This is a genomic window from Mesorhizobium sp. ArgA1, from assembly GCF_053714375.1.
Genome location: NZ_JBSKBQ010000002.1, coordinates 100,496 through 112,109 on the forward strand (window position 1 = coordinate 100,496; position 11,614 = coordinate 112,109).

The 11,614-nt window shown below is 62.6% G+C and carries 8 protein-coding genes and 1 tRNA gene; 3 read left to right on the forward strand and 6 right to left on the reverse strand.

The window, feature by feature from the left end; translation table 11 throughout:
- The first annotated feature begins 20 nt into the window (after positions 1–20).
- Complete coding sequence (gene betB, locus ACWGTI_RS07840; RefSeq protein WP_454586576.1) at positions 21–1,484, forward strand: betaine-aldehyde dehydrogenase; 1,464 nt, start codon at positions 21–23, stop codon at positions 1,482–1,484.
- 4 nt (positions 1,485–1,488) lie between these two features.
- On the opposite strand, the gene ACWGTI_RS07845 is transcribed toward betB, so the two are convergent.
- Together ACWGTI_RS07845 and ACWGTI_RS07850 are read right to left on the reverse strand one after the other, a co-directional pair.
- On the reverse strand, positions 1,489–3,723 hold the full coding sequence (locus ACWGTI_RS07845; protein ID WP_454586577.1) for a mannose-1-phosphate guanylyltransferase/mannose-6-phosphate isomerase: 2,235 nt from the start codon (positions 3,721–3,723) through the stop codon (positions 1,489–1,491).
- An 11-nt stretch (positions 3,724–3,734) separates the two neighbouring features.
- Positions 3,735–5,255: a phosphomannomutase/phosphoglucomutase gene (locus tag ACWGTI_RS07850; RefSeq protein WP_454586578.1), complete on the reverse strand. Its 1,521-nt coding sequence runs from the start codon at positions 5,253–5,255 to the stop codon at positions 3,735–3,737.
- 199 nt (positions 5,256–5,454) lie between these two features.
- On the opposite strand from ACWGTI_RS07850, the gene ACWGTI_RS07855 reads away from it, so the two are divergent.
- Positions 5,455–5,531: transfer RNA gene (locus tag ACWGTI_RS07855), tRNA-Pro, on the forward strand.
- Between the two features lie 175 nt (positions 5,532–5,706).
- A complete protein-coding gene (locus ACWGTI_RS07860; RefSeq protein ID WP_454586579.1) occupies positions 5,707–6,051 on the forward strand; it encodes a hypothetical protein in 345 nt (114 codons plus the stop codon).
- 41 nt (positions 6,052–6,092) lie between these two features.
- Here the strand turns inward: ACWGTI_RS07860 and ACWGTI_RS07865 are convergent, their stop codons facing one another.
- From ACWGTI_RS07865 to ACWGTI_RS07880, 4 genes are all read right to left on the reverse strand, one after another.
- A complete protein-coding gene (locus tag ACWGTI_RS07865) occupies positions 6,093–7,712 on the reverse strand; it encodes an ABC transporter ATP-binding protein (protein ID WP_454586580.1) in 1,620 nt (539 codons plus the stop codon).
- A gap of 33 nt (positions 7,713–7,745) precedes the next feature.
- Positions 7,746–8,873: an ABC transporter permease gene (locus ACWGTI_RS07870; protein WP_454586581.1), complete on the reverse strand. Its 1,128-nt coding sequence runs from the start codon at positions 8,871–8,873 to the stop codon at positions 7,746–7,748.
- A gap of 24 nt (positions 8,874–8,897) precedes the next feature.
- The gene (locus ACWGTI_RS07875; protein WP_454573872.1) at positions 8,898–9,821 is read right to left on the reverse strand and encodes an ABC transporter permease subunit; all 924 of its coding nucleotides are present in this window, start codon (positions 9,819–9,821) and stop codon (positions 8,898–8,900) included.
- A 174-nt stretch (positions 9,822–9,995) separates the two neighbouring features.
- Positions 9,996–11,588, reverse strand: coding sequence for a peptide ABC transporter substrate-binding protein (locus ACWGTI_RS07880; RefSeq protein WP_454586582.1), 1,593 nt, complete (start codon positions 11,586–11,588; stop codon positions 9,996–9,998).
- Between the last annotated feature and the right edge of the window lie 26 nt (positions 11,589–11,614).

Here is an 11,614-nt window from a genome sequence, read left to right on the forward strand (position 1 = left end):
AAGATCATTGGAGAATTCATATGCGCGCCCAGCCAACGGCATCGCACTATGTCAACGGCCGCTACATCGAGGACGTAGGCGGCGCACCGTTGCCGGTGATCTATCCGGCGACCGGCGAGGTCATCGCCACGCTGCATTCGGCGACGCCGAATGTGCTGGAGTTGGCGATCGAAGCCGCACGCGCGGCGCAGCCCGCCTGGGCGCGGATGAAGCCGGTGGAGCGCGGCCGCATTCTGCGCCGCGCCGCCGACATTCTGCGCGCCCGCAACGCCGACCTCGCCCGCATCGAGACACTCGATACCGGCAAGGCGATCCAGGAAACGCTGGTGGCGGATGCGCCTTCGGCCGCCGACTGCCTCGAATATTTCGGCGGCGCGGTCGCTGCCTTCAACGGCGAGGCCATCGATCTCGGCGGACCCTTTGCCTATACGCGGCGGGAGGCGCTCGGTGTGTGCGTCGGCATCGGCGCCTGGAACTATCCGATCCAGATCGCCGGCTGGAAATCCGCGCCCTCGCTCGCCATGGGCAACGCCATGGTGTTCAAGCCGTCGGAGAACACGCCGCTGTCGGCGCTGGCGCTGGCCGAAATCTACTCAGAGGCCGGACTGCCCGACGGGCTGTTCAACGTTGTGCAGGGCTATGGCGATGTCGGCGCCGGCCTGGTCGGCCATGATGTCGTTGCAAAAGTCTCGGTGACCGGCTCGGTGCCGACCGGCCGCAAGGTGCTGTCGCTTGCCGGTTCCAAGATGAAGCACGCCACGATGGAGCTGGGCGGCAAGTCACCGCTGATCGTTTTCGATGATGCGGATCTCGAAAACGCCATCGGCGGCGCCATGCTCGGCAATTTTTACTCCACCGGTCAGATCTGCTCCAACGGCACGCGCGTCTTCGTGCAGAGCGGCATCCATGACCGTTTCGTCGACCGGCTGGTCGAGCGGACGAAAAAGATCCGCATCGGCGATCCTCTCGACCCGGAGACGCAGATGGGACCGTTGGTGAACAAGGTGCAGCAGGAGAAGGTCGTTTCCTATGTCAAGGCCGGTCAGCAGGATGGCGCGACGCTCGCCTGCGGTGGCAACGTGCCGGCGCTGCAAGGTTTCGATGGTGGCTTCTTCGTCGAGCCGACGGTGTTCACCGGTGTCACCGACACCATGCGCATTGCGCGCGAGGAGATTTTCGGACCGGTGATGAGCGTGCTGAAATTCGACGGCGAGGACGAGGTGATCGACCGCGCCAACGACACCGAATTCGGCCTCGCCGCTGGTGTGTTTACCCGCGACATTCAGCGCGCGCATCGGGTGATTGCCGAGCTGCAGGCCGGCACGTGCTGGATCAACGCCTACAATCTGACGCCGGTGGAAATCCCGTTCGGCGGAGTGAAGCAATCCGGCATCGGCCGGGAGAATTCGCTGGCGGCGCTGGCGCTCTATTCGCAGTTGAAGGCGGTGTATGTGGAGACCGGGGATGTGGCGAGCCCGTATTAGGGCTTCACCCCTCCGCCGTCCCATCCAGATACTGCGTCAGCGCACAGACCAGGTGGTAGAAAATGCTGGCCGGCACGTCCGATGCCAGTGAGCGGCCGCGTTCGTCGATGCGGTCGATCCACAGGCCGAGCGGGGCCGGGTCGATGTGCCAGCGGAACAGCCGGCCAACGCGCGCCTCGATTTCGGGCTTGAGGTCGGGGCCGCCAGAACCATCCAGCGCAATCGCCGCCTTGATGGCTTCGGCCTGTGGCCAGCTGCGCGACACGAGGTCGAGCGGCATGCCTTGCCGGGAGACCGCGCCATAGGCAAGGCCGGTGGCGCGGTTGAGGCCGTTGGCGATGGCCGAGGCATAGAGTTTTCGGGCAAAATTGCTCAACTCGCTCTGGCCGCTGCGGGCGGCAAAATCCGTAAGCAGCGAGGCCCATTCGAAATGATGGCCGGGCTCGGTCCATGTGCCCCTCTCGCCGGCGGCCGGCTTCCATCCTGCGTCGAAAAATTCGCCCAGCGTCCAGCTCTCGGCATCGAAGAAATGGCTGCGGAAGAGGTCGATGATGCGGGCGGCGCGGCGCAGATAGGTGCGGTCGCCGGTCGCCTCGTACCAGGCCAGGAAGGCTTCGAGCAGATGCATATGCGGGTTGGAGTGCCGTTCGCCCTCGCCGTCGGGCGTTTCGAGAAACCCGGTCATGCGGCTGTCCTCGAGATGTGTATCGAGGAACGAGAAGGTTTCCTCACCCAGCCGAAGCGCATCCGGGTGGCCGCAGATATGCGCATGCGCCAGTGCCAGGAGCACGCAGGAATGGTCGTAGGCATCCTCGGTGGCGTCGGCGACGGAGCCGTCGACATTGAGCGTGCGCACCCAGCCGCCGCGATCGGTGCGGCCCTTGCCGGCCATGAAGGCAATGCCATGGCTAATCATGCGGTCGGCCGGACCATCCCAACCACGCGCCTTGGCTACGGCGAAGGCATAGACCTGTCTGGCGGTGGTGCGCATGCGCTTGGGCTTCAACAGCGGATTGCCGTCGAAACCCAACGCCTCATGAAAACCGCCATGGCGTTCGTCGACGCCAGCCGTAGACCACAACGGCAAGGTCTCCTCGAACAGCCAGTGATGCACACGCCGCCGCCAGGCGCCGCTTTCGATCACGCGGTCATGCGCAGGCGTGAACCTGGTTTCCAGCCGGCCCGATTTCTCCAGCTGCTCGACGATCTTCTTCACGTGCTGGCTGTGGCTCACCGGAGCGACAAAGGTGGCGTCCGCCGTCGAGACGATGGCAACGTCCTTCATGCCGATTGCCGACAACAGCCGTCCGTCGCTTCTGATGTAGGAGTTCTCGCAGTCGATAGCGACGACATCGCCGACGACGACATTGCCCTTGGCGTCGGCAGGGCCGACATCGAGCAGCGACTGCCACGAGCCGAGATCGTTCCAACGGAAGCCGGCCGGCACCATGGCGATGTCTTTTGCCCGCTCCATGATGGCGTAGTCGATCGAGTTCGACGGAATAGCGGCGTAAAGGTCCAGCGGCATATAGAGGCCGGACAGATCCGATGTCGCCGCCTTGTAGGCCGCTTCGGTGGCCTGCCAGATATCGGGCTGGAAGGCCGCAAAGGCGTCGCGCATGGCGCCGGCGCGAAACAGGAAGATACCGGTGTTCCAGTAGAAGGTGCCCGCCTTGAGGTAGCTTTCGGCGGAAGCCAAGTCGGGCTTTTCGACGAAGCGCGAGACGTCGAAGACGCCGCCGCTTTCGGCTGCAACCTCGATATAGCCATATCCGGTTTCGGGCTGTGTCGGCTTGATGCCGAACACGACGAGACGACCGGCAAGCGCTGCCTGAGAGCCCGCCTCGATGCTTTGCCAGAACTGTTTCGGCGTGGCGATCTCATGGTCTGACGGCACCACCAGAACCAGGCTGTCGCCGAACTCCGACAATGTACGCAGCGCAGCCAAGGCAACAGCGGCGGCGGTGTTGCGGCCGGTCGGCTCGAACAACGGACCGCCGCCAGAGAGGTCAAGACCGGCAAGGTCGGCATGGACGCGCTCGGCATGGCGCTCGGCGGCGATCAGGAAGATCGGCGTCTCACCTTCCGGCCGCGCCGTCAGCCGACGCAAGGTCTTGGCCAGCATCGAGCCGTCGCCGGAAAGATCGTGGAACTGCTTTGGATTGTCCTCGCGCGACAGTGGCCAGAGCCGCGAGCCGACACCGCCACTCATGACAAAACTGACAATGCGCTCGGACATGAAAGGCCCAATCAAAAGGTCTGGTTATAGGCGCCGACTTCAGGATTGCGGCGCAGCACGGCGTCGACAGCCTCGAACATCTGGCGGCGGCGGGCCGACGATACCGGGCTTTCGACAACCACGACAAGCTCCGGCTTGTTCGACGACGCCCGCACCAGGCCCCAAGTACCGTCCTCAGCCACGACACGCACGCCGTTGACGGTGATCAAGTCTGATATCTTCTGGCCGGCAAAGCTGGCGCCTTCCCGCTGCATGGACTGGAAGTCCGCCACCACGCGTTCGACCACGCTGTATTTCACCTCGTCGGCGCAATGTGGCGACATGGTTGGCGTGCCATAGGTCAGCGGCAGTGCGCGATGGAGATCGGCCATCGAACGCTTTGGGTTGCGGTTGAGCATCTCGCAAATGGCGATCGCGGTGATAAGGCCATCATCATAGCCGCGGCCGATCGGCGGGTTGAAGAAGAAATGGCCAGATTTCTCGAAGCCGGCGACAGCACCGAGCTCGGCCACGCGGCGCTTGATGTAGGAATGGCCGGTCTTCCAGTAATCGGTGACGGCACCATTGGTGCGCAGCACTGCATCGGTGTTGAACAGGCCCGTCGACTTGACGTCGACGACGAAGGTCGAGCCGGGATACTGGCTGGAAATGTCGCGCGCCAGCATGACGCCGACCTTGTCCGCAAAAATCTCGTTGCCTTCGTTGTCGACCACGCCGCAACGGTCGCCGTCACCGTCGAAGCCCAGCCCGACATCGGCGCCGGAATCCAGAACCTTGTCCCTGATGGCATGCAGCATCTGCATGTCCTCCGGGTTCGGATTGTAGCGCGGAAAAGTGTGGTCGAGATCGACGTCGAGCGGGATCACCTCGCAGCCGATGCGCTCCAGCGCCTGCGGCGCAAAGGCACCGGCGGTGCCATTGCCGCATGCGGCCACAACCCTGAGCTTGCGCGCGATGTGCTTGCCGCCGACGAGATCGTCGAGATAAGTCTCGCGAAAACCGGAGACGAAATCGTAGGACCCGCCGCCGGCAAGATCGAAATCGCCCGACAGCACGATCTGTTTCAGCGCGCTCATCTCCGCCGGCCCGAAGGTCAGCGGCCGCGCCGCGCCCATTTTGACCCCGGTCCAGCCATTTTCATTGTGAGACGCCGTGACCATGGCGACGGACGGTGTGTCGAGGGCGAACTGGGCGAAATAAGCCATCGGCGACAGCGCCAGGCCGATGTCTTTCACCCTGGCGCCCGCAGCCATCAGGCCGGAGACCAGCGCCAGCTTGATGCCGAGCGAATAGGCGCGGAAATCGTGGCCGGTAACGATGTCTGGTCCCGCACCAAGACGGCGAATCAACGTGCCCAGCCCCATGCCGAGCGCCTGGACGCCGATCAGGTTCAGTTCCGGCGGCTGCGCCGAGCCCGGGTGGCCGAACCACCAGCGCGCATCATACTCGCGAAAACCGGACGCCTTGATCAGCGCTTGCGTTTCGAATTCGAGGCTGTTGGGCCGGGCGTCGCCTACGATTTTCAGGGGCAAGGCAGCAGAGCTCCAGATTGCGAAAACACGATTTATCGAGCCTGCCACTTAGCACACAAGGCTTTAAGCCGGGTTTATCCCGGCGGGAAATCCGAGCTTTGCGGCAACGCCCGACGAAAGCGAGGGAAATGCGACAGAAGCGCTGCCATTGCCGCTTGCAGGAACGGGATGCGGCAGCTATAAGCCCGCGGTCTGGTCACGGAGTGTAGCGCAGCCTGGTAGCGCACCTCGTTCGGGACGAGGGGGTCGCAGGTTCAAATCCTGCCACTCCGACCAGAAAAAACAGACACTTAGGTGTCCGTTCCTCCCGACATTCCACAAGATACCTTAAAGCCAAACCGGCCGCATCGGCGTCCGGTGTCGGCATGCTATTTTGACGAGACATCCATCTGCGCTACCTCGATAATAGGACAACCACCAAGACAGCGGCGCCGAACGAGGTTTGCGGAAGATGAATTTGTCGATTTCGAACGCAAGCCGGCTGTCAGCGCTGCTTGCTCTGTCGCTGGCGACAGGCTGCTCGTCGCTGGGCGGCACGGTCAACCCGGCGAAATACGACAGCATGTCCTGCGCCGAGCTCAACAATGCCGTGGGCGATACCGCGCGCGACATCTCGCAGACCGCCATCACCCGCGGCAAGGTCGCCAACACCAGCGTGCCGAACTGGCTGCTCGGCGGCGCACGTGTGAAGACCGCTGTCGCCAACCGAGAGACGGCCAGGATCGAAAGGCTGAAGCAGCAAGAAGATGCGCTCGTCGTGGCAAGAGCCAACAAATGCCCCGGGTCAGCGGGCTAAGCGAACTGGCCCTACCCTGACGATCTGCTCCGCGTCACGTCTCAAGCACTCAACCGGAACCGCGTGACATCGATCGCAGCGTTCATCAGCGTCTGCGTATAGGCGGCCTGCGGGTTGCTGAAGATCTCTTCGGTCGGCCCTTCCTCGACGATCTTGCCTTGCTTCATGACGATGATGTAGTCGGCCATGGCACGCACGACCGCAAGGTCGTGGCTGATGAAGAGGTAGGACAGTTCGTGGTCGGCCTGCAGCTTGCGCAGCAATTCGACGATCTGTTTCTGCACCGACCGATCGAGGGCGGAAGTCGGCTCGTCCAGCACCACCAGTTTGGGCTTCAGAATCATGGCCCGCGCGATGGCGACGCGCTGGCGCTGGCCGCCGGAGAATTCGTGCGGGTAGCGGTTGCGTGCGTTGGGATCGAGGCCAACCTCGAGCAAGGCCTCGACCGCGCGTTGATCGCGTTGCTTGCCAGACAGATTCGGCTCATGCACCAGAAGCCCTTCGGTGATGACCTGGCCGACGGTCATGCGCGGCGACAGCGAGCCGAACGGATCCTGGAAGACGAGTTGCATCTCGCGCCGCAGTGGCCGCATGGCCTGGCGGTCGGCGGTGGAAATGTCGCGATCCCCGAAGCGGATGACGCCATCGCTCGGCAGCAGCCGGAGCAGTGCGCGACCGAGCGTCGATTTTCCCGAACCGGATTCACCGACAATGCCGATGGTCTGGTTGCGCTTCAGCCGGATCGAAATGTGGTCGACGGCGCGTAGCAGTAGCGGCTCGCCGGCGAGGAAGCCGCCGCCGATCTTGAAAGTCACTTCGACATTCCTGCCTTCGAGCAGCACCGGCGCATTGGCTGGCGGCGGCGCCTTGGTGCCGGTCGGCTCGGCGGCCAGAAGCATTTTCGTATAGGCATGCTGCGGATTGGCGAACAGGGCCTCGGCCTGGCCCTCCTCGACCACTTCGCCATAGCGCATGACATAGACTCGGTCGGCGAAGCGCCGGACGATGCCGAGATCGTGGGTGATGAAGACGATGGCCATGCCGAGCTTGCGCTGCAATTCGGCGAGCAGCATCAGGATCTGTGCCTGGATGGTGACGTCGAGCGCCGTCGTCGGCTCGTCGGCGATCAGAATGTCGGGGTCGTTGGCCAGCGCCATGGCGATCATGACGCGCTGGCGCTGGCCGCCCGACATTTCGTGCGGATAGGATTTCATCCGCCGCTCGGGATCGGGAATATGCACCAGCCGCAAGAGCTTGAGCGCCTCTTCCCGCGCCTCGGCCGCGTTCAGCCCGCGATGCTTCCGGATCGGTTCCATCAGCTGGTTGCCGATCGAATAGAGCGGATCTAGCGAGGTCATGGGCTCCTGGAAGATCATGCTGATCTTGGCACCGCGCACCTTGTTGAGGTCGGACTTGCTCAGCGTCAACAGGTTGCGGCCGCGATAATCGACGTGACCTGTCGCCTCGCCGTTGGACGCCAGCAGGCTCATCGCCGCCATCATCGTCTGGCTCTTGCCGGAACCGGATTCCCCGACCACGGCAACGGTTTCGCCCGCCTTGACGTGAATGTTGATGCCCTTGACGGCTTCGACCGCGCCGTCGAGCGTGCGGAAGCGGACGCGGAGGTCCTTGACGCTGAGGATCGTTTCGGGAGTTCCCATCTCAACGGTTCCCATCTTTATCGATCCCCATTTTTATCGATCCCTTGGGTCGAGCGCGTCGCGCAGGCCGTCGCCAACGAAGTTCAGCGCAAATAGCGTCGAGACGAGGAAGAAGGCGGGGAACAGGAGCAGCCAGTTGGCGGTGCCGATGTTCTTGGCGCCGACCGATATCAGCACGCCCCAGCTGGTCATCGGCTCCTGCACGCCAAGGCCGAGGAAGGACAGGAAGCTTTCCAGGATGATGACCTGCGGCACCAGCAGCGTCATGTAGATCACCACCGGTCCGAGCAGATTGGGGATGACATGGCGGATCAGGATGCCGCGCTGGCCGACGCCCATGGCTTCGGCCGCCTGGACGTATTCCTGGCGGCGTATCGACAGCGCCTGGCCGCGCACGATGCGCGCCATGTCGAGCCACAGCACCGCCCCGACCGCTAAGAACATCAGCACGAAGTTGCGGCCGAAGAACACCACCAGCATGATGACGAAGAAGATGAAGGGCAGCGAATAAAGCACGTCGACGATGCGCATCATCACCTCGTCGATCTTGCCGCCGGAAAAGCCGGCCGCCGCCCCGTAGAGGACGCCGATGACCACGGCGACAATGCCGGCAAGCAGGCCGATGGCCAGTGAAATGCGGCCTGCCATCAGCGTGCGGGACAACAGATCGCGGCCGGTGTTGTCGGTGCCGAACAGGAAATATTGCTGCTTGACCGACGCGCTCATCGTCACTTCGAGACCGTCGGGCGACTTGCTCTCTATCTTGGTGTCGTCGAAGGCATCGGAGCGGTCGAGGTAGCGGATGTTGCGCTCGTCGATCGGCTTGGTCGAGGTAACGGTGACGGTGACGCGACTGCCGTCCTGTTTCCACTCCTTGATGTCGACGCGCATGCGCTTGATCGCATCCGTCAGCGCTGTCTCGATCATGTCGGCCTTTGGATAGGCTGAGAAGCTTGGCGGCGTGCGCACATAGTCGGCATAGATGGTGGTGTATTGATGCGGCACAAACCAGGGCCCGAATATGCTGATGACGCCGATGAAAGCCAGATAATAGAGGCTGAACATGGCGGCGCGGTTGGCTTTGAGCCGCGCCCATGCATCGCCCCAGAGCGAGCGGCCGACGACGGCCGGCGGAGCAGCGGCGGCTGTGATGTCAGTCATACCGCACCCTTAGTCATAGCGAACTCAGTCATAGCGAACTCTGGGGTCGACGACCGCGTACATGACGTCGACGATCAGGTTGAAGACGATGGTGAAGAGCGCGATCACCACCACGGTCCCCATCACCAGCGTGTAGTCGCGGTTGAGCGCTGCATCGACGAAATAGCGGCCGACGCCGGGAATAGAGAAGATCGTCTCGACGATGACAGAACCGGTAAGCAGCGCCGCGGCCGCCGGACCGGTGAAGGAAACGATCGGCAGAATGGCGCCGCGCAATGCGTGCTTGACCACCACCGACCAGTCGGACAGGCCGAGCGCACGTGCGGTTCGGATATGATGCGAGCGCAAGCTCTCGATCATCGAACCGCGCATCAAGCGGGCGACGATGGCGATCTGCGGCAAAGCGAGCGTCAGCACCGGGCCGACCTTGTTGATCAGTGCGCCATCACCCCAGCCGCCGATCGGCAAAAGCTTCCAGGTCAATCCGAAGGCAAGCTGGATGATCGGGGCGATGACGAAGGTGGGGATGGTGCTGCCGGCGGTCGCCAGCGCGATCACCGTATAGTCGCCAAGCTTGTTCTGGTTGAGGGCGGCAATGGTGCCGAGCACCGAACCCAGCAGAAGCGCCAGGATCAGCGCGGAGGTGCCGAGCTGGACTGAAATCGGCAAGCCCTTGGCGAAGAGTTCGGTGACGGTGAAGTCAGGCAAATTGTAGCTCGGCCCGAAATTGCCCCGCAGCAGGTTGCCGAGATAGTGGGCATATTGCAGCCAAAGCGGATCATCGAGGCCGAACTGTGCTTCCAGATTGGCCCTGATCTCGGGACTGAGGCCCCGCTCCTGATTAAACGGGCCGCCCGGTGCGACGCGTATCAGGAAAAACGCCAAGGTCACGATGACGAATAGCGTCGGTATGGCGGTCAGAAGCCGCCGTAAGATATATCGCAGCATCGGCGCCCCGTTTCGGCCAGAGCGACACACGTCCATGCGGACGCATAACCACGCTCCGGCGCCAAATCTTCGCACCGGGCTTGCCGAAAATCGACCACGACTTTCGGACCGGTGCGATGACCGACCAGCCCGCCGCGCCCGGATAAGGCGCGGCGGTCCAGTCAAGGATGACTATCAGTCCTTGGAGACGAAGCGGGACGGATGGATGTCCATCACATTGTCGTCGAAGCCGTGCAGCTTCGAGGAAACGATATCGTGGAAGCTGTAGTAGAGAAGCGGAATGTTGCCGACATCATCAACGAGGATGCGCTCGGCCTCAGTGAGGTCCTTCATGCGCTCTTCCGGCTTGCCGCCTGCGGCGGCGGCCTTGTCCATGGCCGCCTCGTATGCCGGGCTGCTGTAGTTCGAATAGTTGTTGCCGCTCGCCTTGCGTGTGATGCCGAGGAAGGTTTCCGGATCCTTGTAGTCGGCGATCCAGGCGGCACGCGCCACGTCATAGTTGCCCTTCTGCTCGAGGAAGGAATAGTGGGTCTTGGTATCGGTGTTGAGCAGCGTGATCTCGACGCCAAGCGGCTTCAGCTGTTCCTGGATGGCGACCGCGGTGTTCTTGTGATTTTCCGAGGTGTTGTAGCGAATCTCCATCTTCAGCGGATGCTCGGGCGTATAGCCGAGTTTCTCGAGGATCTTCTTGGCGGCGTCCTCGCGGTCGATCTGAGACATGTCGGCGTATTTGGCCATTGCCGGCGTGTAGCCCGCGATGCCCGGAGGCACCATCGAATAGCCAGGCAGCATCGAGTTCTGCCAGACCTTCTCCGCGAGGAAGTCGCGGTCGATCGCCATCGAGATGGCGTTGCGCAGCTCGACATTGTCCCACGGCGCCTTGTCGGTCTTGATCGCGTAATAGTAGGTGCCGAGATATGGTCCGACGCGGACCTGATCGCCGAACTTGGTCTTGAGGTCAGCAAGCTGTTCGGTCGGCAGGTCGCCGTAGCTGTCGAGTTCGCCGGCCTCGAAACGCTTCATCGCCGATGAGCGGTCTTCGGTCGGGATGTAGTTGACGACGTCCATCTTGACGGTCGCGGCGTCCCAGAATTTCGGATTCTTGACCAGCTTCATGTGGTCGTTGGGAATCCACTCGGCCAGTGTATAGGCGCCGTTCGAAACGAGATTGCCCGCCTTGATCCAGTCGGCGCCGAGCTTGTCGATCGAGGCCTTGTTGACCGGATAGGTGGCCTGGTGAGTCAGCATCTCCAGGAAGTATGGCGTCGGCGCCTTCAGCGTCACTTCCAGGGTGTTGGCGTCGATCGCCTTGACGCCCAGATCCTCGGGCTTGCCCTTCTTGGTGTTGACTTCCTCGGCGTTCTTCACCGGATAGAGCATGGAAGCGTATTCGGCGGCGGTCGCCGGATCCTCCAGCCGGCGGAAGGAGTAGACGAAGTCGTCCGCCGTCACCGGGCTGCCATCCGACCACAAGCCGTCCTTGCGCAGCTTGAAGGTGTAGACGGTGCCGTCATCCGATACCGTCCAGCTTTCGGCGGCGCCCGGAATAAGGTTCGTCTTCTGATCGTGCATGACCAGCCCCTGGAACAGGTCGCGTATGATATCGGCTTCGTAGACGGTCGAGGTCTTGTGCGGATCGACCGTCTCCGCTTCGGCAGCGCTGCCCCTGTTATAGACAGTCTCGGCAAGGGCCGGCGTCAGGAACGTGCCTGCGGCAAAGGTCATGGTTGTGGCGACCAGCGTCGCCTTCAGCATATTTTTCAGCATGAAGTCTCTCCCTGTGGCGCTGCCCA